Origin of the sequence: Streptomyces lydicamycinicus (genome assembly GCF_000829715.2) — a bacterium.
GTDB classification, from domain to species: domain Bacteria; phylum Actinomycetota; class Actinomycetes; order Streptomycetales; family Streptomycetaceae; genus Streptomyces; species Streptomyces lydicamycinicus.
Genome location: NZ_BBNO01000006.1, coordinates 450,305 through 473,945, shown reverse-complemented (window position 1 = coordinate 473,945; position 23,641 = coordinate 450,305). Strand labels below are relative to the sequence as shown.

General features: G+C 72.8%; 21 protein-coding genes. 14 read left to right on the top strand and 7 right to left on the bottom strand.

The features are described 5' to 3' along the window. Nucleotides 1-136 precede the first annotated feature (136 nt). On the bottom strand, nt 137-1,165 hold the full coding sequence (locus TU31_RS22500; RefSeq protein ID WP_042157514.1) for an ABC transporter substrate-binding protein: 1,029 nt from the start codon (nt 1,163-1,165) through the stop codon (nt 137-139). Between the two features lie 107 nt (nt 1,166-1,272). Between TU31_RS22500 and TU31_RS22495 the strand changes: the two genes are divergently transcribed. The 3 genes from TU31_RS22495 (at nt 1,273) to TU31_RS22485 (ending at nt 4,581) form a co-directional block, all read left to right on the top strand. Continuing rightward, nucleotides 1,273-2,277 carry a FecCD family ABC transporter permease gene (locus TU31_RS22495; RefSeq protein ID WP_042157513.1) on the top strand — a complete coding sequence of 335 codons (1,005 nt, stop codon included), beginning with the start codon at nt 1,273-1,275 and terminating at the stop codon, nt 2,275-2,277. Then, entirely contained in the window at nt 2,274-3,413 is a 1,140-nt protein-coding gene (locus tag TU31_RS22490; protein ID WP_107070729.1) for a FecCD family ABC transporter permease, read from the top strand. Before TU31_RS22495 ends, TU31_RS22490 begins: the two co-directional genes overlap by 4 nt. Nucleotides 3,414-3,588: 175 nt before the next feature. Beyond that, nucleotides 3,589-4,581, top strand: a complete 993-nt coding sequence (locus tag TU31_RS22485) for an ABC transporter ATP-binding protein (protein WP_042157511.1) — start codon at nt 3,589-3,591, stop codon at nt 4,579-4,581. A gap of 394 nt (nt 4,582-4,975) precedes the next feature. On the opposite strand, the gene TU31_RS22480 is transcribed toward TU31_RS22485, so the two are convergent. Next, complete coding sequence (locus tag TU31_RS22480; protein WP_042157509.1) at nt 4,976-5,323, bottom strand: SCP2 sterol-binding domain-containing protein; 348 nt, start codon at nt 5,321-5,323, stop codon at nt 4,976-4,978. 206 nt (nt 5,324-5,529) lie between these two features. On the opposite strand from TU31_RS22480, the gene TU31_RS40630 reads away from it, so the two are divergent. From TU31_RS40630 to TU31_RS22450, 6 genes are all read left to right on the top strand, one after another. Continuing rightward, complete coding sequence (locus TU31_RS40630) at nt 5,530-5,943, top strand: hypothetical protein (protein ID WP_370682751.1); 414 nt, start codon at nt 5,530-5,532, stop codon at nt 5,941-5,943. Between the two features lie 7 nt (nt 5,944-5,950). After that, nucleotides 5,951-6,766, top strand: a complete 816-nt coding sequence (locus tag TU31_RS22470; protein ID WP_042157507.1) for a TlyA family RNA methyltransferase — start codon at nt 5,951-5,953, stop codon at nt 6,764-6,766. Further along, complete coding sequence (locus TU31_RS22465) at nt 6,763-7,704, top strand: NAD kinase (RefSeq protein ID WP_245698632.1); 942 nt, start codon at nt 6,763-6,765, stop codon at nt 7,702-7,704. The genes TU31_RS22470 and TU31_RS22465 overlap by 4 nt, the downstream gene beginning before the upstream one ends. Before the next feature lie 106 nt (nt 7,705-7,810). Further along, entirely contained in the window at nt 7,811-8,041 is a 231-nt protein-coding gene (locus tag TU31_RS22460) for a hypothetical protein (protein ID WP_042157503.1), read from the top strand. Between the two features lie 221 nt (nt 8,042-8,262). Then, nucleotides 8,263-9,990 carry a DNA repair protein RecN gene (gene recN / locus TU31_RS22455; protein ID WP_042157501.1) on the top strand — a complete coding sequence of 576 codons (1,728 nt, stop codon included), beginning with the start codon at nt 8,263-8,265 and terminating at the stop codon, nt 9,988-9,990. Between the two features lie 201 nt (nt 9,991-10,191). Next, a complete protein-coding gene (locus TU31_RS22450) occupies nt 10,192-10,983 on the top strand; it encodes a hypothetical protein (protein ID WP_042157499.1) in 792 nt (263 codons plus the stop codon). Nucleotides 10,984-11,048: 65 nt separating this feature from the next. On the opposite strand, the gene TU31_RS22445 is transcribed toward TU31_RS22450, so the two are convergent. Together TU31_RS22445 and TU31_RS22440 are read right to left on the bottom strand one after the other, a co-directional pair. Continuing rightward, nucleotides 11,049-12,194: an RNA polymerase sigma factor gene (locus TU31_RS22445; protein ID WP_042157496.1), complete on the bottom strand. Its 1,146-nt coding sequence runs from the start codon at nt 12,192-12,194 to the stop codon at nt 11,049-11,051. An 8-nt stretch (nt 12,195-12,202) separates the two neighbouring features. After that, entirely contained in the window at nt 12,203-12,610 is a 408-nt protein-coding gene (locus TU31_RS22440; protein ID WP_042157655.1) for a YciI family protein, read from the bottom strand. A 668-nt stretch (nt 12,611-13,278) separates the two neighbouring features. On the opposite strand from TU31_RS22440, the gene TU31_RS22435 reads away from it, so the two are divergent. Together TU31_RS22435 and TU31_RS22430 are read left to right on the top strand one after the other, a co-directional pair. Continuing rightward, nucleotides 13,279-14,442, top strand: a complete 1,164-nt coding sequence (locus TU31_RS22435; RefSeq protein ID WP_042157495.1) for a glycosyltransferase family 4 protein — start codon at nt 13,279-13,281, stop codon at nt 14,440-14,442. Nucleotides 14,443-14,649: 207 nt separating this feature from the next. Next, nucleotides 14,650-15,321 carry a LysE family translocator gene (locus TU31_RS22430; protein ID WP_042157493.1) on the top strand — a complete coding sequence of 224 codons (672 nt, stop codon included), beginning with the start codon at nt 14,650-14,652 and terminating at the stop codon, nt 15,319-15,321. Between the two features lie 26 nt (nt 15,322-15,347). Here TU31_RS22430 and TU31_RS22425 read toward each other — a convergent pair whose 3' ends face one another. Both TU31_RS22425 and TU31_RS22420 read right to left on the bottom strand, forming a co-directional pair. After that, the gene (locus tag TU31_RS22425) at nt 15,348-16,979 is read right to left on the bottom strand and encodes a PucR family transcriptional regulator (RefSeq protein ID WP_042157491.1); all 1,632 of its coding nucleotides are present in this window, start codon (nt 16,977-16,979) and stop codon (nt 15,348-15,350) included. A 104-nt stretch (nt 16,980-17,083) separates the two neighbouring features. Further along, a complete protein-coding gene (locus TU31_RS22420; RefSeq protein WP_042157489.1) occupies nt 17,084-18,136 on the bottom strand; it encodes a LacI family DNA-binding transcriptional regulator in 1,053 nt (350 codons plus the stop codon). Between the two features lie 140 nt (nt 18,137-18,276). On the opposite strand from TU31_RS22420, the gene TU31_RS40295 reads away from it, so the two are divergent. Next, nucleotides 18,277-18,399 (top strand): hypothetical protein, encoded by a 123-nt coding sequence (locus TU31_RS40295; RefSeq protein ID WP_275451847.1) that lies wholly within the window; start codon nt 18,277-18,279, stop codon nt 18,397-18,399. Beyond that, nucleotides 18,396-19,613: a beta-1,3-glucanase family protein gene (locus TU31_RS22415; RefSeq protein WP_042157488.1), complete on the top strand. Its 1,218-nt coding sequence runs from the start codon at nt 18,396-18,398 to the stop codon at nt 19,611-19,613. Before TU31_RS40295 ends, TU31_RS22415 begins: the two co-directional genes overlap by 4 nt. Before the next feature lie 71 nt (nt 19,614-19,684). Here the strand turns inward: TU31_RS22415 and TU31_RS22410 are convergent, their stop codons facing one another. Then, nucleotides 19,685-21,496 (bottom strand): glycoside hydrolase family 15 protein, encoded by a 1,812-nt coding sequence (locus tag TU31_RS22410; protein WP_042157485.1) that lies wholly within the window; start codon nt 21,494-21,496, stop codon nt 19,685-19,687. A gap of 412 nt (nt 21,497-21,908) precedes the next feature. Between TU31_RS22410 and pyrG the strand changes: the two genes are divergently transcribed. Further along, nucleotides 21,909-23,564, top strand: a complete 1,656-nt coding sequence (gene pyrG, locus TU31_RS22405; protein ID WP_042157483.1) for a CTP synthase — start codon at nt 21,909-21,911, stop codon at nt 23,562-23,564. The last annotated feature ends 77 nt before the right edge of the window (nt 23,565-23,641 follow it).

Sequence of the window (23,641 nt, the reverse complement as noted above, 5' to 3'; positions counted from 1 at the left end):
GGTGCGGTGGCTCTCGGGTGGTGCGGTGGCGTCGGGCGCGGAGACGCCGAGGCGCTGAGGTGCGTGGGTGCCGCGGTGGACCGTGGCGGCCGGGAGGTGCTGCGGCCGGGGACCGGCGATCCACCGCGGCCGTACGTCAGTTGGCCTTCTTGGTGACCTCGATGGCCTTGGCGAGCGACTCGATGAGCGGGGCGGCGCCCGCGTAGGAGAAGCGCGGCTCGCTCGACCACGGGGTGATCTGGCCGGCCTTGACGGCGGGCAGCTTGGCCCAGGAGGGCTTGGCCGTCAGGTCCTTGGGCTGGAGGGTGGCGGTCCGGTTGTCCAGCAGGAGCAGATCCGCCTTGTACTTGTCGGCGTTCTCCCAGCTCAGGCTCTCGAAGTAGCCGCCCTTGTCCAGGTGGTCGGGGACGATCAGATCGACACCGAGGGACTTGTAGTACATGAGGTCGGCGTTGATGCCGGGGTTGGAGGCGTAGAAGAGGTCCGGGCTGCCGGAGCAGGCGAGCACCTTGACCGGGTGGGCCTTGGCGGCCTTGCGCAGCCGCTCGGAGGCGTGCTCGAAGCGGGCCTTGGCGTCGGTGACCTTCTTCGCCCGGAGGTCGGCGCCGAGTGACTCGGCCAGGTCGGCGTAGCGTTCGATGATCTTGACGAGCGGGACCCGGGCCGAGGTGATGGCGACGGTCTTCGCCAGCGGGGTGATCTTGTCCTTGCTGTCGTCCGGTACGAACCACAGGGCGCCCGGCTCGTACATGTTCGTGACCAGCAGATCGGGGCGCAGGGACGCGTACTTCTCGACGTTGAACTGGTTGTAGGCGTTGCCGATGATGGTGACCTTGTCGACATCCAGGTCGCCGGCCTGCGGATCGGGCTTGCCGTTCTTGAGCTTGGTGGGGCCGAAGACACCGACGATCCGGTCGTCGATCCCGAAGTCGTGCAGCGCGGCCGCGGTGCCGGTGAAGGCGACGATGCGCTGCGGGGAGTTCTTCAGCGAGACCTTCTGCTTGCGGTCGTCGGTGAAGGACCACGGGCCGGTGCCGGCGCCCTTGTTGGCACCCCCCGAGCCCTTGCCCCCGCCGCATGCGGCCAGCAGGGCGCCGATACCGACGGCGCCCCCCGCGGCCAGGATGCCGCGACGGGACAGAGTGACGTTTGGGGAGGTGCTCATGGGCGCACTTCTCTCTGGGAGGGACTGCGAGTCGAATGTGAGGGTAGGCTAACCTAACCATCGTGTTGGTTGACAGTCCCCCCGAAGCGGCAACGGCTCCGGACCCCGTGACTCCTCGTCGGCGCCCCCTCCTGCGCTCCGCGGGGCTGGTGGTCTCGGTGGCCGTATTGGCCGTCATCGTCGTCCTCGGCATCGCCGTCGGCGCCAAGCAGATCCCCCTCGACCAGGTGTGGCACGGGGTGTTCCACTACTCCGGCTCCGACACCGACGTCGTCATCCGCGATGTCCGCTTCCCGCGCACCCTGCTCGGCCTGCTCGTCGGCGCCGCGCTCGGCCTGGCCGGCACGGTCATGCAGGGGCTGACCCGAAATCCCCTGGCGGACCCCGGAGTTCTCGGCATCAACGCCGGTGCCTCGGCCGCGGTCGTCACCGCCGTCAGCTTCTTCGGCGTCACCTCGCTGACCGGCTATGTGTGGTTCGCGTTCGCCGGCGCCGCGGTGGTCAATGTCGCGGTGTACGTTCTCGGCGGCACCCGGGGTGCCACGCCCGTACGGCTCGCCCTGGCCGGCACCGCGCTGACCGCCGTCCTCATCGGCTACATCAACGCCGTCAATCTGATGGACACCGCGGCGCTGGACAAGATGCGCTTCTGGACGGTGGGTTCGCTGGCCTCGGCCACTCTGCCGACGGTCACCGCGATCGCGCCGTTCCTGGCGGTGGGGGGCGTCCTCGCGCTGCTGATCGCCCGGCCGCTGAACGCCATCGCGCTCGGCGACGACCAGGCGCGGGCGCTGGGCGCCCGGCTGACCCGCACCCGGGTGCTGGCGATGCTCGCCGTCACCCTGCTGTGCGGCGGGGCGACCGCCGCCTGCGGCCCGATCGTCTATGTGGGCCTGATGGTTCCGCATGCCGTACGGGCCGTCACCGGGCCCGATATGCGCTGGATCCTGCCGTACTCCGCGGTGCTCTCACCGGTCCTGCTGCTCGGCGCGGATGTCCTCGGCCGGGTCGTGGCCCGGCCCGGTGAACTCCAGGTCGGCATCGTCACGGCCGTCCTCGGCGGACCGGTCTTCATCTATCTCGTACGACGTCGGAGGATGGCCCAGCTGTGAGCGCGACCGTGAAGTCCGGTGAGGCGGTGGGGCCCGGGGCCGGGAAGACCCGGGCGACGGGGGCCCGGCGGGTGAGGGCGATACGCACCAAGGGCGGCCTGTCGGTGCGCCTGGACGTACGCGCCACGGCCGTCGGACTGCTGCTGCTGGCCGTCGCACTGGCCGCCGCCGTCGCCCTGATCGGCTCCGGCGACTACCCGATGACCCCGGCCGAGGTGCTCGCCGCCCTGACCGGCGGCGGGGACGCCGGCCAGCAGTACATCGTGCACGACCTGCGGCTGCCGCGGGTGCTGGTGGGGCTGTTGGTCGGTGTGGCGTTCGGGGTCTCCGGGGCGGTCTTCCAGACCGTCTCCCGCAACCCGCTGGGCAGCCCGGACGTCCTGGGCTTCGCCCAGGGCTCGTCCGTCGGTGCCCTGGCCGCCATCGTCTACTTCCAGGCCGATGCCTTCGGGGTCGCGGCCGGAGCGGTGGCCGGCGGGGTGGGCACCGGGCTCGCCATCTTCCTGCTCGCCTGGAAGCGCGGCATCCACGGCTACCGCTTCGTGCTCGTCGGTATCGGAGCGAGCGCCATGCTCTACGCGATGGTGCTCTTCCTCATGACCAAGGCGAACATCGTCGAGGCGACCCGGGCCACCACCTGGATGACCGGTTCCCTCAACGGCCGTGACTGGGACCAGGTCCAGCCGCTGGCCGCGGTCTGCGCCGTCCTCGTGCCGCTGCTGCTGTTCTTCGGACGGCCGCTGCGCATGCTGGAGATGGGCGATGACGCCGCGTCCGCGCTCGGCGTACGGGTCGACCGGGTCCGTGTCGTCGTGCTGCTGGCGGCGGTGGTGCTCGTCGCGGCCGCCACCGCGGCGGCCGGGCCGATCTCCTTCGTGGCGCTCACCGCACCCCAGCTGGCCCGCCGGCTGACCCTTCCGCGCCGGCTCAGGGGCGGGGGAGGCAGCGCCCCGATGCCCGGTCCCAATCTGGTGCTCTCCGGCCTCATGGGTGCCGTGCTGCTGGTCGCCGCCGACTGGGCGTCCCAGCGGCTCTTCGGCGCCGACCAGCTGCCGGTGGGGGTGCTCACCGGTGTCCTCGGCGGCGGCTATCTGCTGTGGCTGCTGGCCACGGAACGCAAGGCGGGACGGGTGTGAGCGGCCGGGCGCCGGTGGAAGGACCGGCCAGGAGGCGGGTGCCGGAGGGCGGCGCGGCTGCCGCCGGGCCACAACCCCGCGCGGGCCGGGCGACGGTGCGGCCCCTGGCCGGCGACGGTGCGGCCGGCACCGGGCCGGCCCACAGCAGTGACACGACAACCCCAGGAGTTCCGAAGTGAGCCGTCTCTCGGCCGAGAACGTCACCCTCGCCTACGACCAGCGGGTCATCGCCGAGAACCTCTCGGTCGCCATCCCCGACCACTCCTTCACGGTCATCGTCGGCCCCAACGCCTGCGGTAAGTCCACGCTGCTGCGCGCGCTCTCGCGGATGCTCAAACCGGCCGGCGGATCGGTCCTGCTGGACGGCGCGGCGATCTCCTCGCTGCCGGCCAAGAAGGTCGCCAGGACGCTCGGGCTGCTGCCGCAGTCCTCGATCGCCCCGGACGGGATCACCGTGTCGGACCTGGTGGCCCGCGGCCGCTATCCGCACCAGGGGCTGCTGCGGCAGTGGTCGCCCGAGGACGAGCGGATCGTCGAGGAGTCGATGGCGGCCACCGGCGTCGGCGAGCTGGCCGACCGCTATGTCGACGAGCTGTCCGGCGGGCAGCGGCAGCGGGTGTGGATCGCGATGGCGCTCGCCCAGCAGACCCCGCTGTTCCTGCTGGACGAGCCGACGACGTATCTGGACATCCAGCATCAGATCGAGGTGCTGGACCTGTGCGCCGAGCTCCACGAGGAGCAGGGACGCACGCTGGTCGCGGTGCTGCACGACCTCAATCACGCGGCCCGTTACGCGACACACCTCATCGCCATGAAGGACGGCGAGGTCATCGCCGAGGGCGCCCCGGCCGACATCGTCACGGCGGAACTGGTGGAGCAGGTCTTCGGCCTCGGCTGCCAGATCATCGAGGACCCGGAGAGCGGCACTCCGTTGGTGGTGCCGGCGGCACGCAAGCCGCGTAAGGGGGGTGCGCGCGGGGGTCGGACGGCGGAGAAGCAGTCGTCCGCGGGGGAGAAGCAGTCGTCCGCGGGCGAGAAGGCGCCTTCGGCAGCGGAGGAGGCTTCGGCAGCGGAGAAGGCTGCGGGGGCGGGGGAGGCTTCGGGGGTGCAGGAGCCTGCGGGGGCTGGGGAGGCTTCGGCGGGGGTTGGGCGGGGGAGCGGTCGGTAGGGGAGGGGTGGGGGTGAGGGCGCGTCGTGGGGCCATGGCCGGTCGGCTTGGCCGCGCGGGGCCGCGCGGGGCGTGATGCGTCAGGGCGTGGTCGGTGGGGCGCTCGGGGGACACGGCTGAGGGGGCGTGACGGGCGGTGGTCCGGCTCCGGCGCACGTGGGTGCGACGAGCGGGGTTGCGGCTGACCGGGAGCGCGCCGAGCGGAGCTGTGGCCGGCGAGTGTGCGACGGCCCGGGGCAGCGGCCGGGCGGCCGCGACGCCCCGGGCGGCGGCCGGCGGGGCGCGACCGGGTGTGACGAGCGGGGCTGCGCCTGTGATGAGCGCGTGTGACGAGCGGGCTGCGCGTGGCCAGGCGCGACGGGATGGGCTGCTGGTACAGCGGGACGGGCTGCTGTTACAGCAGTGTCCTGAGGCGGAGCAGGTCGCGTAGGCCGGCCTCCAGCTTGACGCGGCCGCTGCCCCAGGCCTTGGCGAAGTTCAGCTCTCCGTCCACCAGGGCCACCAGGTCGTCGCCCGCCATGGACAGCCTGATGTCGGCCTTTTGCGGGGGCGGGCCCGGGACGTTGGTCACCTCCTGGATGGTGCCGTCGGCCAGCCGCCCGAGGAAGGTCACATCGAGGTCCGTGATGCGGCAGCTGAGTGAGCGGTCGAACGTGGCGGCCTGGCGGACGCTGCCGTCGGCCGAGGACAGGTTCTGGGCCAGCCGGTCGAGAGCGGCGCGGCACTGGTCGAGGGTTGCCATCGTGATCGACGATACGCCAGGTCGGGGACGGCTCGTTCCTCCTCGACCGGCTTCGCCGAGGTAGCGTCGGGGGCATGGAAGAGCCGACGTCCGGCCCGGAGCCGGAGGCGCCCGCGCAAGCCGCGCCAGGGGACCCCACAGAGCCCGTGGAACCGAAGGAGCCCTGGCAGCGCGAGGGCAGCGGAGCCGTGAGCACCGCGGGTGGAGTGCCGGCCGGTCTCGTCGGGTCGGACGGCGCGGCAGGGCCGGACGATGTCGCTGAGCCGCGCGGCGGCGCCGAGCGGGGCGGTGCCGCTGAGTCGGAGGGTGCCGATGGGGCGGGCAGCGGTGCCGAGCGGGTCGAGGCCGCTGAGCCGGGCGGAGGGGGCCGGCCGGGCGCCGCGGGCGAGCCGGAGGGGCCCGCTGAGCCGCAGCCGATCGGGGTGGACGTGACACCGACCGGTGAGGCCGCGGTCGATGCCCGGCTGCGGCGCCTCGCCGACGCCGACCACCTCCCCGCGAGCGAACACCTCCAGGTGTACGAGGATGTGCATCGTGGGCTGCGCGATGTGCTGGCCGGTCTCGACCAGCACCCCGGGCCGCCCGCCCCTTCCTCGACGACGCACGACAACAGGAGCTGAACCACAGGTGGCAGGAGTGGCACGACGCCGACTCGATGCGGAGCTGGTGCGCCGCAAGCTGGCCCGTTCCCGCGAGCACGCGAGCCAGCTGATCGCCGCGGGCCGGGTGACCGTCGGCGGGGCGACCGCGACCAAACCGGCCACCCAGGTGGAGACCAGCGCGGCCGTGGTCGTCCGCGAGGACGAGAGCGACCCCGACTATGTCTCGCGCGGCGGGCACAAGCTCGCCGGGGCGTTCGCCGCCTTCGTCCCCCTCGGCCTGAAGATCGAGGGCCGCCGGGCGCTGGACGCGGGTGCCTCGACCGGTGGCTTCACCGATGTCCTGCTGCGGGCCGGCGCACGTCATGTCGTCGCCGTCGACGTCGGATACGGACAGCTCGCCTGGTCGCTCCAGAGCGACGAACGGGTCACCGTGAAGGACCGCACCAACGTACGCGAATTGACCCTGGAGCAGATCGACTCGGAGCCCGTCGACCTCGTCGTCGGTGATCTCTCCTTCATCCCGCTGGGGCTCGTACTGCCCGCGCTGGCCCGCTGTGCGGCGCCCGACGCGGATCTGGTGCTGATGGTCAAGCCGCAGTTCGAGGTCGGCAAGGAGCGGCTGGGCAGCGGCGGGGTGGTGCGCAGCGCGGAGCTGCGGGCCGAGGCCGTCCGCGCGGTCGCGAGCCGGGCCGCCGAACTGGAATTTGGCGTAGTTGGCGTAACTGCGAGCCCACTGCCTGGACCTTCCGGGAATGTCGAGTACTTTCTGTGGCTGCGCGCCGGGGCGCCTGCACTCGACCCGGCGGACGTCGACCGTGCAGTGGCGGAGGGGCCTCGTTGACCACTACCCATGCAGTTGAAGGCAGCGCAGCACACGAGAACACCGGAGCCGGGCGGACGGTGTTCCTGCTCGCACACACGGGCCGCCCCGCGGCCATCCGCAGTGCCGAACTCGTTGTCCAGGGGCTGCTGCGCAGCGGCATCGGGGTGCGTGTGCTGGCGGAGGAGGCGGCGGATCTGCCGCTGCCGTCGTCGGTCCAGCGCGTCGACTCCGAGGTATGCGCCGCCGAGGGCTGCGAACTCCTGGTGGTGCTGGGCGGGGACGGCACGCTGCTGCGCGGCGCGGACTTCGCCCGGACGTCCGGGGTCCCGATGCTCGGCGTCAACCTCGGCCGGGTCGGCTTCCTCGCGGAGGCCGAGCGCGACGACCTCGACAAGGTCGTCGACCGGGTCGTCACCCGGGCGTACGAGGTCGAGGAGCGGATGACCCTCGATGTCCTCGTACGCAACAACGGCAATGTCGTACACACCGATTGGGCCCTGAACGAGGCCTCGGTGGAGAAGGCCGCACGGGAGCGGATGCTGGAGGTGGTGACCGAGGTCGACGGCCGGCCCGTCTCGCGCTTCGGCGGCGACGGCGTGGTCTGTGCGACCCCGACCGGTTCGACCGCATACGCCTTCTCGGCCGGCGGGCCGGTGGTCTGGCCCGAGGTCGAGGCCCTGCTGATGGTCCCCATCAGCGCCCACGCCCTGTTCGCCAAGCCGCTGGTCACCTCGCCGCGTTCGGTGCTCGCGGTGGAGGTCCAGCCCAAAACGCCGCACGGCATTCTCTGGTGCGACGGCCGCCGCAGTGTCGAACTCCCCGCCGGCGCCCGCGTCGAGGTCCGCCGCGGCGCCGTACCCGTACGCCTGGCCCGTCTGCACCATGCCTCCTTCACGGACCGCCTGGTCGCCAAGTTCGCCCTCCCCGTGGCGGGGTGGCGGGGGGCGCCGCACTAAGGGGTCTCCGGTGCGTTCCCGCTGCCGTCGGTTCCGACGGCAGCGGGCGCCGGTCGCGCGGAGCGTCACGCATCCGCGGCGCAGCCGGGAGAGGGCCCGGCCGCTCGTGGAGAAGCTCGCGAATATCGACATGTGGATCCAGTCGCGGAGCGGAGTGACGGCCGTGCCCGACGCGGCGCCGTCGGCCGTCGTCGCCCGGCCCGCGGCGGACGGCAGGGCCTCCGCGCCGGCCTCGATGAGCCGCTTCACCGACGCGATGGGCCACCTCATCGAGGCGCCGGCAATCGCCACCGCACCCCGCGTGACCACCGCTGTCCTGCCGGCCGCGGCGCGGTGACCGCACCACCCCGCATACGTCGTCGGGTACGTCGATCCGCTGGACATGACCACACCTTTCGTTCCGGACTGTGATCAGCTTGACGGCTGAGCGTGATCACGCACCATGCGGAATTCCCCCGTCTTTCGATGCGGTTTTCCGCAGGGGCGGGGGCAGGAGTGAGGGGAGGCCGTCGCGGGGCCGCCCCGGGACCTCGTAAGGTCGTATCCGTGTTGGAGGAGATGCGGATCCGGTCCCTGGGTGTCATTGACGACGCCGTTGTCGAGCTGTCCCCCGGCTTCACGGCGGTGACCGGCGAGACGGGCGCGGGCAAGACCATGGTCGTCACCAGCCTCGGCCTGCTGCTCGGCGGGCGCGCCGACCCCGCCCTGGTGCGGATCGGCGCCAAATCGGCGGTCGTGGAGGGCAGGATCAGCGTCGGCCCCCAGGCTCCCGCCGCGGTACGGGCCGAGGAGGCCGGTGCGGAGCTGGACGACGGTGCGCTGCTGATCAGCCGCACGCTCTCCGCGGAGGGCCGCTCGCGCGCCCACGTGGGAGGGCGTTCCGTACCTGTCGGCCTCCTGGCGGAGTTGGCCGACGACCTGGTCGCCGTACACGGCCAGACCGACCAGCAGGGCCTGCTGCGGCCGGCCCGCCAGCGCCAGGCCCTGGACCGCTACGCCGGAGACACGGTCGCGGTCCCGCTGGCCAAGTACACCGCCGCCCACCGCCGGCTGCGCGCCGTCGCCACCGAGCTGGACGAGCTGACCACGCGGGCCCGCGAGCGCTCACAGGAAGCCGATCTGCTGCGCTTCGGCCTGGACGAGATCGCGGCGGCCGAGCCGCAGCCCGGTGAGGACACCGAACTCGCCGCCGAGGCGGAGCGGCTCGGCCACGCCGAGGCACTGGCCTCCGCCGCGACCCTGGCGCACGCCGCGCTGGCCGGCAATCCCGAGGACCCCGAGGGCGTCGACGCCACCACCCTGGTCGCCGGCGCCCATCGCGCGCTGGAGGCCGTACGCAGCCATGACCGGGAGCTCGCCGGGCTCGCCGAGCGGATCGGCGAGATCGGCATCCTGATGGCGGATGTGGCGGGCGAGCTGGCCGGCTACGCGGACGGCCTGGACGCCGACCCGTTGCGGCTCGCCGCGGTCGAGGAGCGTCGTGCCGCGCTGAACCATCTGACCCGCAAGTACGGCCAGGACATCGCGGCGGTGCTCGCCTGGGCGGAGGAGAGCGCCGCCCGGCTCGCCGAACTGGACGGCGATGACGACCGCATCGGCGAGCTGACCGCCGAGCGGGACGCACTCCGCACCGAACTGGGCGAATTGGCGCAAACGTTGACCGATGCCCGTACGGAGTCGGCGAAGCGTTTCGCCGACGCGGTCACCGCCGAACTGGCCGAACTCGCCATGCCGCACGCCCGGGTGATCGTCGAGATCCGCCAGACCGAGGTCGCCGAGGACGCCGACGGCATCGAGGTCGGCGGCCGTACGGTGGCCTATGGACCGGCCGGCGCCGATGAGGTCGAACTTCTCCTGGCGCCGCATCCGGGCGCACCGCCCCGGCCCATCGCCAAGGGGGCGTCCGGCGGTGAGCTCTCCCGGGTGATGCTCGCCGTGGAGGTGGTCTTCGCCGGCTCCGCCCCCGTACCGACCTACCTCTTCGACGAGGTCGACGCGGGCGTCGGCGGCAAGGCGGCCGTCGAGGTCGGCCGGCGGCTGGCCAGGCTCGCGAAGTCGGCGCAGGTCGTGGTCGTCACGCACCTCCCGCAGGTCGCGGCGTTCGCGGACCGCCAGCTGCTGGTGGCGAAGACGAACGACGGCTCGGTCACCAGGAGCGGTGTCACGGTCCTGGAAGGCGAGGAGAGGGTCCGCGAACTCTCCCGGATGCTGGCCGGCCAGGAGGACTCCGAAACGGCCCGCGCGCATGCCGAGGAACTGCTGGAGACGGCGCGCACGGGCAACTAGCAGCGGCTCGTGCCCTGGCGCTTCAGCTCTCTCACCGGCCACCGGCCACCGGCTACCGGACCTCGGGCACCAGCCAGCGGCCATTGGCCACCGGCCACCGGCCCCCGGTCGCCGGGCACGTCGTTCCCGTGTGACCGGGCGGCGCTCGCCCCTAGGGTGACGGGAAGCGAGCACAGCAGGGTGCCGGGTGAGGGGCGTGACATGGCGGCGGTGGCGGGCGGCAGGGTGTCGGGGCGGATCTCGGCGCTCCTGGGGGCGGCAGGGGCGACCCGGGCCGTCTACACGGCGCTCAGGAAGCGCCCGCCGGGCGGTGCCGTCCTGTGGGAGCGGAAGAACTACGCCGGCCGGCTCGTGAACCTGCATGCGGGTCTCGCCACGGCCACCGGTACCGCCCTCGCCGCCGTCACCGCACCGGGACTGCCCGCCCGGACCCGAGCTGCCGGGGCGCTGGCCGTACTGGCCGCCGGGGGCTGTGGCGCGTACGACGACGTGTTCGGCGCCAGTGATCCGCGCCGCGGATTCCGGGCGCACCTCTCGGCGCTCCGGCAGAAAGAGGTCACCAGTGGGGCGGTGAAGCTGTTCGGGATCGGCGCCGCCGGGCTCGCGGCCGGCGCCCTCCTCAAGGAGCGGCCGGCCGACAAAATGCTGGCAGGCGTGGTGATCGCGGGCTCGGCGCATCTGGTGAACCTCCTGGACGTCCGGCCGGGCCGGGCGGCCGGCGCCGTCCTGGCCGTCGGCGCCCCCGGGCTGCTGCGCCACGGCCCGGCGGGCACGCTGTCCGCCGCGCCCATGGGGGCCGCGGCCGCCGTCCTCGGCGACGACCTCGGGGAGCGCACGATGATCGGGGACGCCGGGGCGCACGCCCTCGGCGCGGCGCTCGGCCTCGCCATCGTCACGGGCAACGGCCGTCGTGGCCTGGCCGTGCACGCCGCCGGACTGATCGCCGCCGCGGCCGCGGGGGACCGCGTCAGCCGGGCGGCGGCAGCGCTCTGAGGCTGCTGACGGCCTGCCCAATCGCCGCTCCTACGGGGAAGCACCCCGCGAGGGAGCACCGCCCGTCACCGGCCCCGCCCGGAGTTGAGCCGGGCGGCCTGGCGCGTCAGATAGTCGCGCTCGGCGAGGTTGGGCGCTCTCCGGGCCGCCTCGGCGTACAGCCGGGCCGCCGTCGTCAGGTCCCCGTCACGCTCGTGGAGGTACGCCGCCACCGCGGTGTGGCGGGGCAGGGAGTCATTCAGGGCCGCGAGCGCCGCCAGGCCGGCGCGCGGTCCGTCGGCCTCACCGACGGCCACCGCGCGGTTCAGCCGGACGACCGGGCTGTCGGTGAGGCGCGCGAGCTCGTCGTACCACTCGACGATCTGCACCCAGTCGGTCTCCTCGGCGGTGGGCGCGTCGGCGTGGAGCGCCGCGATGGCGGCCTGGGCCTGGAACTCGCCCAGCCGGTCGCGGGCGAGGGCCGTCTGCAGGATCTCGACGCCCTCGGCGATCGACGCGGTGTCCCACCGGCCGCGGTCCTGCTCGGCGAGCGGCACCAGGCTGCCGTCGGCCGCGGTCCGGGTGGCGCGCCGGGCGTGGTGGAGCAGCATGAGGGCGAGCAGCCCCGCCACCTCGGGGTGGTCGATCGCGGCCGCGAGCTGCCGGGTGAGCCGGATGGCCTCGGCAGCGAGGTCGACGTCGCCGGAGTAGCCCTCGTTGAAGACCAGGTAGAGGACGCGCAGCACGGTGGCGACGTCGCCGGGCCGGTCGAACCCCACGCCGGAGACGGTGCGCTTGGCACGGCTGATGCGCTGCGCCATGGTCGCCTCGGGCACCAGGTAGGCCTGGGCGATCTGGCGGGTGGTGAGCCCGCCGACGGCGCGCAGGGTGAGCGCCACCGCGGACGACGGCGTCAGCGACGGGTGGGCGCACAGGAAGTAGAGCTGGAGCGTGTCGTCCACCGCGGGCGCGGGGCCCGGCGCCGGCTCCTCGTCGACGAGGTCCTCACGCCGGCGGCGGGCGGTGTCCGCCCGGGTCGCGTCGAGGAACCGGCGCCAGGCCACGGTGACCAGCCAGCCCTTGGGGTCCCGCGGGGGCTCGGCCGGCCAGACGCGGACCGCCTCGACCAGCGCGTCCTGCACGGCGTCCTCGGCCGCCGCGAAGTCGGCTCCGCGGCGGACGAGGATCGCGAGGACGCTCGGTATGAGGCTCCGGAGCAGGGCCTCGTCCATCGGTGCGCTCACTCCGTGACGGTGGGCGGCGCGGTCAGGAACGGGCGCACCTCCAGCCACTCGTGAATCGGCTTCCCGCCCGCCCCGGGGGCGGCCGACAGCTCCCCGGCCAGTTCGACGGCGCGCTCGTGGCTGTCGACGTCGATCACCATCCAGCCGGCGATGAGGTCCTTGGTCTCGGCGAACGGGCCGTCGGTGACCGGCGGGCGCCCCTCACCGTCGTACCGGACCCAGGTGCCCTCGGGGGCGAGCGCCTGACCGTCGACGAACTCGCCGGTCTTCTCCAGCCGGTCCGCGAAGTCCTGCATGTACGCCATGTGCGCCGAGATCTCCTCCGGCGTCCACTGGTCCATGGGCACGTCGTTGACCGCGGCCGGAGCGCCTCGGTAGTGCTTGAGCAGCAGGTACTTGGCCATGGTGTTCTCCTCGGTGCTGGTGCGTCCCATTGTGGTCGCGTTCACCCCGGGGACGGAGCCGGTCTTGGGTTCTCGACATCGCCGCCCGAAGTTTTTTGGCCCGGGTGGAGGAACCCGGGGGAGCCGCCTCGCGGTGTCCGGGTCCACGGCGCGGGGCGGGGCGAGACCGGGCGAGGCTCTCCAAGATCAGTGAGCGAGCGCGGCCCCACCGGAGTGCCGCCGGGACGGCGCCCTCCCCACAGGCGCTGCCACGAGCCATACGCGGCCAGACCGGTAATTCCCGACATCACGCCTTCCGCGGCAACTCCTTATTCGGCCAAACACCGGCCGTGCTCCCAGCAACGGCGCATGCGCCCTGTGGCACGGCGCGAGGCGCACTCCGGGGAGTGGGGTCACCCTCAAGAGCCATTGATCCGCGCGGGCGGTTTGTCGCCCATGTGGGTGATCTGGTGGGCGCTGAGGTGAGACTTCCCACCGGAACGGCGGCCGGACGGTGCCGATTTGACCCTGCCGGGCTGGCATCCTGGGCGCGGTGCGCAGTCCCGGGCCCGCTGTCCGCGTCCTGACCCCTCGCCGGGCAGGCAAGTGGCCGCCGGCCGTGCGCCGCAGCTCAGCGGACCGATCCCGCCGGTACGGCCCGCCCGCCCCCGACCCAGGAGTCCGACCACGTGATCAGCACCCCGACCTCGGCGCACGGGCTGTCGCCGCTGCGCACGGTCCAGGTGCTCGGGCACGGCAGCGCCGGCAGCGCGGCGCATGTCCGGTCACTGGCCGAAGGGCTGGTCGCACGCGGCGTACGGGTCTCCGTCTGTGCCACGCCGGAAACCGAGGAGGCCTACGACTTCACCGGGGCGGGCGCGCGGTTCGTGCAGGTCCCGCCGCGGATGGATCCGGCGAGCGTGGCCGTCCTGCGCAGCGCCTGCTGGGACGCCGACCTCGTCCATGCGCACGGCCTGCGGGCCGGGATGCGGGCCTCGATGGCGTTGCGCGGACTGCGCGGCCCACGGGGCGGGCGGCGGGTCCCGCTGGTCATCACCTGGCACACCAAGGCGCACATCGAGGGTGCGCGAGCCGGGGTGGTGCATCTGATGGAGCGACGGGTGGCACGGGCGGCCGCCGTGGTTCTGGGGGCTTGTTCCGATCTCGTGGACCGGGCGCGTGAGCGCGGCGCCCGTGATGCGCGGCTTGCGCCGGTCGCGATTCCGCGCCCCCGGTCCGGTGGTACGCCGGACGCGCTGGAGGAGCACGACCGGACGCGTCACAAGGAACGGGCCGAACTGGGCGCGGTGGACCGCCCGTTGCTGCTCGCGGTGGGCCGCCTCGATCCGAACCAGGGCCACGACCTGCTGCTGGACGCGGCGCATGCCTGGTGCGCGCTCGACCCGCAGCCGCTGGTCGCCATCGCGGGGGAGGGCGACCAGCGGAGTGCGCTCCAGCGGCGGATCGACAGCGAGCAGCTGCCCGTCCAGCTGCTCGGGCGCCGTGACGACGTGCCCGAACTCCTCGCCGCCGCCGACCTGGTGGTGCTGCCCAGCCGGTGGGAGGCGCGCTCGCTGATCGCCCAGGAGGCGCTGCGCGCCGGGGTGCCGCTGGTCGCCACCGACACCGGAGGCACCCGCGAACTGGTCGGCCGGGCCGCCGAGCTGGTCCGCTACGGGGATGCCGCCGCCCTGGCCCGTACCGTTCTCGCGCTCCTCGCCGACCCCGCGCGGCGGGACGCGCTCGCCCGGGCGGGCCGCGCTCAGGCGGCCGGCTGGCCCAGCGAGAACGACACCGTCACCCAGGTCCTCAGCGTCTACGACGAGTTGACCCAGCCCATTCAGCCGGCCTAGCCGATTCAGCCAACGGCCGGCAGGCCAAGAGACGGCCGGGCCGCCGGTACAGCGGGCCGGCCACTACGGTGGGCCGGCCCATCGGCCACCCGCCCGGCAACCCCCCCGCCGCCGCCCCCACCGATAAGCTCCCCGCATTCGATTCATGTACGGCCCATGTGTCTTCCTTTGCCGCACCCCGGGCCACAGGTACGAGAGGAGAGCGCCGTGACGGCTGCGGTAGCGGGCTTCGCGTTGTTCGCCCTGCTGGTGACGATGGCTCCCGGCCCGGACACCCTGCTGGTGTTGCGCAACTGTGTGCGCGGCGGGCGGCGTACGGGGGCCGCCACGGCCATCGGCGCCGCCGCCGGTTCGCTCGCCTGGGCGGTGGCCGCCGCGGTCGGGCTGGCCGCGGCGCTACAGCGCTGGGACGCGGCGTTCACGGTCGTACGGCTGGCCGGCGCCGCCTACTTGGTGCTGCTCGGCGGCCAGGCGCTCTGGGCGCACCGCCGGTCCGCGGCGGCGGCGACGCCCGCGGCCGCTCCGGATCCCTTCGACGCCCCGGAGCCGGACGGCCGCGCCGACGCGCCCTTCGCGCCCCCGCGCGCCTTCCGGCAGGGGCTGCTGAGCTGTCTGCTCAACCCCAAGGTCGGGATCTTCTTCGTGGCCGTGGTGCCGCAGTTCCTCCCCGAGGGGCACTCGGTGCTGGGCACGACGCTGCTGCTCGGGGCGGTCGACGCGGTGATCGCCGCGGGCTGGCTGCTGCTGGTCGTGGTCTGCGCCGGACGGCTGCTGCGCCGTCTGCGGCGTCCCCGGGTGCACCGCAATCTGGAGCGCACCACGGGCGGGGTGCTGATCGCGCTCGGTATGGGGACGGCGGCCGAGACGGTCGCGGGGTAACCCGCCGCCCCGGTGGCCGTCGCCCGTTACGGCTTGTCCGTGTGGCGCCGGGCGCGCAGTGCCAGCCGCAGGCCCAGGACGGTCTGCGGATCGTCCAGGTCCGTGCCGAGCAGCTGGGCGATGCGGGCCAGCCGGTCGTACAGCGTCTGCCGGTTCACATTCAGATCGCGGGCGGTCTCGGCCTTGCGGCCCGCGCTGGCCAGATAGGCCTCCAGCGTCGGCAGCAGCGGCTGACGGGCGGTCCGGTCATGGGCCAGCAGCGGCCCGATGGCGCGCTCCACGAAATCGGTGAGCACACCCTGCTCGCCGTGTTCGCGCATCCGCCACAGCAGCAGCTCGATATCCAGCCGGCGGGCGTCGTACCAGGGCTGTTCCGGCAAACCCTGGGCCGCGGCCGCGGCCTCCGACGCGTGCTGGAGACCGGGGCCCGCCGCCGCCCAGTCACCGGGCGTCCCGACGACGACCACCGGGCGGTGCGCGGCCGGCCGGTCCAGGCCCGCGCGGACGACCCCGGCGCGCAGCGCCTCGGCGATCCGGCCGGCCAGCGCGTCCCGGTCCTGGCCCGCGCGCAGCGCCACCAGTATCGGCACCCGGCCCTCCACGGGGCGGACGCCGAGCAGTACGGGCACCCCGGGGGCGGCGAGTTCCTCACGCAGGGCCTGGGCGAGCAGCGCCCAGCTGCCGGGGGAGGGGAGCCCCGCCGGCAGCCGCATCACCACCGGGAACACCGGTTCGGAGCCGGGGCGGAAGCCCAGCAGGCGGGCCTGGGCGGGCGCCTCGGCCGCGGAGATCCGGCCCTCCGAGAGGTCGGCCAGGAAGTCGCCGCGCCCCCGGGCGGCGAGCACCTCCTCCTGGCGGGACTGGAGCATGACGACGGCGAGCAGATCGGCGGCGCGTTCGGCGGCGATCCGGTGCACCGGCGCCAGGGGGGCGTTGACGGGCAGCAGGACGAGGCGGGCACGGACCGCATCGGGGCCGTGGCCGCCGCCGGGCACATCGACCCGCAGACCGGTCTCGCGCAGGCCCTCCCAGGCCAGCAGCGGGTCGGCCTCCGCGGGACCGTCGTCCTCGCCGTCCGGGCCCGCCGCGTAGAGCGGGCTGCCGTCGGGGGCCTCCAGACAGAGCGGGTTGCCGGTGAAGACGGCCAGCAGCCGGAGCACCTCGGGGACGCCACCGCCGCGCAGCAGCACGTCCGTGCAGCGCCGCAGGATCTCGTCGGCGCGCCGCAGCAGCGCGTAGTGCCTGTTGATGATCTCGGTGTGGATCGCCTCGGTGACCGTGACGTACGGGACCTCGCGGTGCAGCTGGATCAGCGGCAGCCCGCAGTCCCGTGCGGCATCGACCAGCGCGACGGGCAGGGAGGCGAACCGGGAGCCCAGCTCCACGACGAGCGCGGCGATCTCGCGGTCCGCGAGCTTACGGATGAAGGCACGTTGCTCCGAGGGCCGGGCCCCCAGCCCCAGGCCGGTGGTCAGCAGCAGCTCGCCGCCCTTGAGCAGTGAGGCGATATGCGGGACCTCGCCCGCGTGCACCCAGCGGACCGCGCGGTCCAGGCGGTCCCCGCCGGCCAGCACCTCCGGCAGACCGCGCCGCAGCGCGGGCAGCTCCAGTGCCCTGCGTACCGTGACCTCGGCTTCGATCTTCGCTTCCTGCCCCATGGCGAGGACGGTACCCGTAGTCCGCTATCCGGAGCTTCCCGGTCCGGATCGCCGTCCGGTGGGGCACCGGGAGGAGGCGCGCACCTCCCGGCGCCACCGCCCGCTCACCCCGACTCCCGCACCACCAGCCGCGCCTCCGTGATCACCGGGGCGAGCTCCACCGCGTCCGCCTCCGCCGCCTTGCCCGGATCCAGCAGCCGCAGCAGCAGCCGGGCCATCAGCCGCCCCATCTCCTCCACGTCCTGCCGCACCGTGGTCAGCGGCGGATCCGCCCAGGCCGCCGGTTCCAGATCGTCATAGCCGACCACCGCCACCTCCTCCGGCACCCGTCGCCCGCGTGCCCGCAGGGTGCGCAGCGCACCGTTCGCCATCAGGTCGGAGCAGACGAAGACGGCGTCCAGGTCCGGTGCGGCGTCCAGGAGTTCGGTCATGGCCCGCTCGCCGCCGGCGGCCGTGAACCCACCGTCCGCGATCAGGCGCGGGTCCGGCTCGGCCGTGCCCAGCGCCTCGCGGTAGCCGTCGAGACGGTCCACCGCGGAGGTCTGGTCGAGCGGTCCGGTGATCACGGCGATCCGGCGGCGGCCGCGGCCGAGGAGATGGCGTACGGCCTGCCGGGCGCCCCCGCGGTTGTCGGTGTCGACATACAGCGGCCGCGGCCCCCGGCCGGCGCTCGCCCAGCCGGGCCGGCCGCCGTAGACGGTGGGCAGCCCGGCGCGCTCGGCCATCGCGGGCAGCGGGTCGTCGCGGTGCAGCGAGAACATCAGCGCGCCGTCGACATGCCCGGCCGACAGATAGCGGCCGATGCGGTCGTAGTCGGCGCGGTGCTCGACGAACATCAACAGCAGCTGGGTGTCGGCGGCGGCCAGTTCCCGGCTGATGCCGCGCAGTTGGCGTCCGAAGAACGGATCGCTGAAGACCCGGGTCTCCGGTTCCGCGATGACCACGGCGACCGCGCCGGTGCGGCGGGTGACCAGGGAGCGGGCCGCGCTGTTCGGTACGTAGCCCAGCTCGGTGACCGCCTGGCGCACCCGTTCCTGGACCGCGGCCCGGACGCCCGCACCGCCGTTGACCACGCGGGACACCGTGGCGCGGGAGACCCCGGCGCGGGCCGCGACCGCCTCCAGCGTCGGTCGCGGACCGTTCGGCTCGGACACCATTCAACTCCTTTTTCTCTGCGATGACTTGACGGCCTGCCATGGAATCGGCAGGGTGCACAGCGCACGATATGAGAGCGCTCTCAGTCCCGATAACCCCAGAACTCCTCACGATCCCCCCACCGTGCCGAGGAGAGAATGTCATGAGCATGAGAGTCGGACCCGGATGCCGGACGGTCACCGTCCCGCAGCCCGCCGGGGCCGGTACCAGCCGGAACGTCACCCCCACCGATCGGCACACCGCCCCGCAAGGAGCCACCTCGTGATCACTCGCCGCAGTCTGCTCGGCGGTCTCGCCGCCGGCGCCGCCGCCTCCGGAATCGCCCTGGCCGGCCGTGCGAACGGCGCGCCCGCCCCGGCCACAGCACCCCGCGGGCCCGCCCGGTCCGCCGCCGGAATGTCCCTGCACCTCGTCAACAACTCCGGCGCCTACGCCAACTCCTCGGTCTGGATCTACATCGTCGGCACTGACGGCACCCAGCAGGTGCACGTCACCCCGGACGGTGAGCTCAAGCCCGTGGCGACGGCCGACAACGGGCCGGACGGCTTCACCGACTACGCCATACCGCTCGCGGGGAGCGGCACCACGACCCTCCAGCTGCCCCGGATGTCCGGCCGGATCTACACCGCACTGGGCGGCAAGCTGAAGTTCAAGGCGGTCGAGGACGGCAACGGCAAGGCCGCGCTCGCCTACCCGGCGGGCTGGGTCGCCGGCGACCCCAACTACGACGTGCTGCACGACTGCGCCGAGTTCACGTACAACGCCGGCGGGATGTACTGCAACACCACCATGGTCGACATGTTCAGCGTGCCTCTCGCGATCAAGCTCACCGGGGCCAAGGACCAGACCACGGGCACGCTCAAGGACGGCGCCCGCGCCAAGGTCTTCGCCGACGTCCGGGCCGCCGACGGCTTCGACCGGCTGGTCATCGGCGACCGGCGGGTGATCGCCCCTGGTCACGGCCTGGACAGCGGACTGTTCGCCCCCGACTACCTCGCCCCCGCCATCGACGAGGCCTGGTCCGCCTACGCGGCCAAGGACCTGTCCGTCACCACGAACGCAGGCACCTTCACCGGCCGGGTCCGCGACGGCAAGCTCGTCTTCACCGTCCCCCAGGGCATCCGCCGGGGTGCGGCCGCCCCCACCGGAACGGTCTCCTTCGACAAGCCGTCCACCCGCGATGTCCTCTTCTGCGACGGCACCCTCGCCGCCCCCAACGACGGAACCCTCGGCCCGATCGCCGCCGTCCTGGGCGCCGCCCTCAACCGCTCCACCCTCACCGCGCACGCCGCCCAGCCCACCACCGACCCGGCCACCTTCTACCGGGAGCGGCTGACCAACCACTACGCCAAGGCCATGCACGCCGCGACCCGGGACGGCCGGGCCTACGGCTTCGCCTTCGACGACGTCGCCGGTTTCGCCTCCTACATCGAGGACCCCGCCCCGAAGGAGATCACCCTCACCCTGACCCCCTTCTGACACAAAAGTGGTGCCGCCCGAAAACCGGGCGGCACCACAGAACTCCGGGGGTCGGCGCCCCGAAGGGGGCGCTAACCCCCGTAAGCCCCACTGGCCGTCAGCCGCAGCGCCGTGTCGATCAGCGGAACATGGCTGAATGCCTGCGGGAAATTGCCCACCTGCCGCTGGGCCTTGGGGTCCCACTCCTCCGCGAGCAGGCCCAGGTCGTTGCGGAGCGAGAGCAGCTTCTCGAAGAGCTTGCGGGCCTCGTCGACCCGGCCGATCATCGCGAGGTCGTCCGCGAGCCAGAACGAGCACGCCAGGAAGGCACCTTCCTCGCCCTCCAGGCCGTCCACTCCGAGATCGTGCGCACCCGACGTCGGGTAGCGCAGCACGAAGCCGTCCTCGGTGGACAGTTCCCGCTGGATCGCCTCGATGGTGCCGATGACGCGCTTGTCGTCCGGCGGCAGGAAGCCCATCTGCGGGATCAGCAGCAGCGAGGCGTCCAGCTCCTGCGAGCCGTAGGACTGGGTGAAGGTGTTGCGCTCCTTGTCGTAACCCTTCTCGCAGACGTCCCGGTGGATCGTCTCGCGCAGGTCCTTCCAGCGCTCCAGCGGTCCGTCGACATCCCCGGACTCGATCAGCTTGACCGTGCGGTCCACCGCGACCCAGGTCATGACCTTGGAGTGCACGAAGTGCCGGCGCGGGCCGCGGACCTCCCAGATGCCCTCGTCCGGCTCGTCCCAGTGCTTCTCCACCCACTGGATCAGCTTGATCTGGAGCAGCGAGGCGTAGTCGTTACGGGCCAGCCCCGTCATGTGCGCCAGATGCAGCGCCTCGGTGACCTCGCCGTAGACATCGAGCTGGAGCTGTCCGGCGGCGCCGTTGCCGACCCGTACGGGACGGGAGTTCTCGTACCCGGGAAGCCAGTGGAGCTCGTTCTCGCCGAGCTCCCGCTCACCGGCGATGCCGTACATGATCTGGAGGTTGTCCGGGTCGCCGGCCACCGCCCGCAGCAGCCACTCCCGCCAGGCCCGCGCCTCTTCGCGGTAGCCGGTGCGCAGCAGGGAGGACAGGGTGATCGCCGCGTCCCGCAGCCAGGTGAAGCGGTAGTCCCAGTTACGGACTCCGCCCAGGCACTCCGGCAGCGAGGTCGTCGGCGCCGCCACGATCCCGCCGGTCGGCGCATAGGTCAGCGCCTTCAGCGTGATCAGCGAGCGCACCACCGCGTCCCGGTAGGGCCCGTGGTACGTGCAGTGCTCGACCCACTCGCGCCAGAACTCCTCGGTGGCCTCCAGCGACCCCTCCGGGTCGGCGACGGCCGGCGGCTGCTTGTGCGAGGGCTCCCAGCTGATCGTGAACGCGATCCGCTCACCCGGAGAAACGGTGAAGTCGGAGAACGTCGTCAGGTCCTTGCCGTAGGTCTCCGCCTCGGTGTCCAGCCACACCGAATCGGGCCCGGCCACCGCCACCGTACGGTCGTCGATCTTGTGCACCCACGGCACGACCCAGCCGTAGGAGAACCGCATCCGCAGCTCCGAACGCATCGGGACCCGCCCGCTGACGCCCTCCACGATGCGGATCAGCTGCGGCGCCCCGTCACGGGGCGGCATGAAGTCGATCACGCGGACCGTGCCGCGCGGGGTGTCCCACTCCGATTCCAGGACGAGCGAATCGCCCCGGTAGCGCCGGCGGTCGGCCGGTGCGGGCCGCCCCCCGGGACCGTTGACCGGCCCCAGCCGCCAGAATCCGTGCTCCTCCGTGCCCAGCAGCCCCGCAAAGACCGCCGGCGAGTCGAAGCGGGGCAGGCACAGCCAGTCCACCGTGCCGTCCCGGCACACTAGAGCGGCGGTTTGCATATCGCCGATAAGTGCGTAGTCCTCGATGCGCCCGGCCACGTGCATCTCCCGTCGAACTGGAGTCACGCCCCCCATGGGACGTATGTATTGGTCCGTCCTGCCCATGAAACGTCGCCGAGCAGCGGGACCGGAAATCGGGCGGGGGTGGTGCCTTCCCGGACGGCTCGTAGCGAGTGTCCGAGCAGGATACGACGCAGGTGGGTGATCCGCGTGACGCTCGCAAGGACTGAAGTGCTCCGAACGGGTGGCCTCCGTCACGTGACACTGTCACGTCGGCCGTGACCGCACGGTCGCCCTGTGTGGCCGGACGCGACCACGCCCGGTCGCTGATAGCCTGGTACCCCGTGGACCGGTGGTCACGAGAACCCCCGAACCGCAGCGACGGCACCCCTGAAAACTCCGGACGGCGCCGCTTCGCACCTCTCCACCTCGCGACCACGGGAGCTCCCTCTTGGCCATGCCGCCCAAATCTCCGACGACCAAGCACCTCTTCGTCACCGGGGGCGTCGCCTCCTCGCTGGGCAAGGGGCTCACCGCCTCCAGCCTGGGTGCTCTCCTCAAGGCGCGCGGCCTGCGGGTCACGATGCAGAAGCTCGACCCGTATCTGAACGTCGACCCCGGAACGATGAACCCGTTCCAGCACGGTGAGGTCTTCGTCACCAACGACGGCGCCGAGACCGACCTGGACATCGGCCACTACGAGCGCTTCCTGGACGTCGACCTCGACGGCTCCGCGAACGTCACCACCGGCCAGGTCTACAACACCGTGATCGCCAAGGAGCGGCGCGGCGAGTACCTCGGTGACACCGTGCAGGTCATCCCGCACATCACCAACGAGATCAAGCACCGCATCCGGCGGATGGCGACCGAGGACGTCGATGTCGTCATCACCGAGGTCGGCGGCACCGTCGGTGACATCGAGTCGCTGCCGTTCCTGGAGACCGTCCGCCAGGTCCGCCACGAGGTCGGCCGGGACAACGTCTTCGTCGTGCACATCTCGCTGCTCCCCTACATCGGCCCGTCCGGTGAGCTGAAGACCAAGCCGACCCAGCACTCCGTCGCCGCGCTGCGCAACATCGGTATCCAGCCCGACGCGATCGTGCTGCGCGCCGACCGCGAGGTGCCGACCGCCATCAAGCGCAAGATCTCGCTGATGTGCGATGTCGACGAGGCCGCGGTGGTCGCCGCGATCGACGCCCCGTCGATCTACGACATCCCCAAGGTCCTGCACACCGAGGGCCTGGACGCCTATGTGGTGCGCAAGCTGGACCTGCCCTTCCGGGACGTGAACTGGACCCAGTGGGAGGACCTGCTCGACCGCGTCCACAACCCCGACCACGAGGTCAAGGTCGCGCTGGTCGGCAAGTACATCGACCTCCCCGACGCCTACCTCTCGGTCACCGAGGCGCTGCGGGCCGGCGGCTTCGCGAACAAGGCCCGGGTGAAGGTGAAGTGGGTCACCTCCGACGACTGCAAGACCCCGGCCGGGGCCGCCGAGCAGCTCGCGGACTGTGACGCGGTCTGCATCCCCGGCGGCTTCGGCGACCGGGGCGTGGACGGCAAGGTCGGCGCGATCACCTACGCCCGGGAGAACAAGCTCCCGCTGCTCGGCCTGTGCCTGGGCCTCCAGTGCGTGGTCATCGAGGCGGCCCGCAACCTGGCCGGCATCCAGGGCGCGAACTCCACCGAGTTCGACCCGGCCGCGGCCGACCCGGTCATCTCCACGATGGCCGAGCAGATGGACATCGTCGCAGGTGAGGGCGATATGGGCGGCACGATGCGGCTGGGTATGTACCCCGCCAAGCTCGCCGAGGGCTCGATCGTCCGCGAGGTCTACGACGACCAGCCCTACGTCGAGGAGCGCCACCGCCACCGCTACGAGGTCAACAACGCCTACCGCGGTGAGCTGGAGAAGAAGGCCGGGCTGCTGTTCTCCGGCACCTCCCCGGACAACAAGCTCGTCGAGTACGTCGAGTACCCGCGCGAGATCCACCCCTACCTGGTGGCCACCCAGGCGCACCCGGAGCTGCGCTCCCGCCCGACCCGTCCGCACCCGCTCTTCGCCGGACTGGTGAAGGCCGCGGTCGCGCGCAAGACGGGCGCCGCGAAGTAGCGGACACCACGGCGGATACGGTTGCCGGGGTACGGCCTCCCGCAGGTCGTGCCCCGGTTTCTGCGTTGGTACAGGCA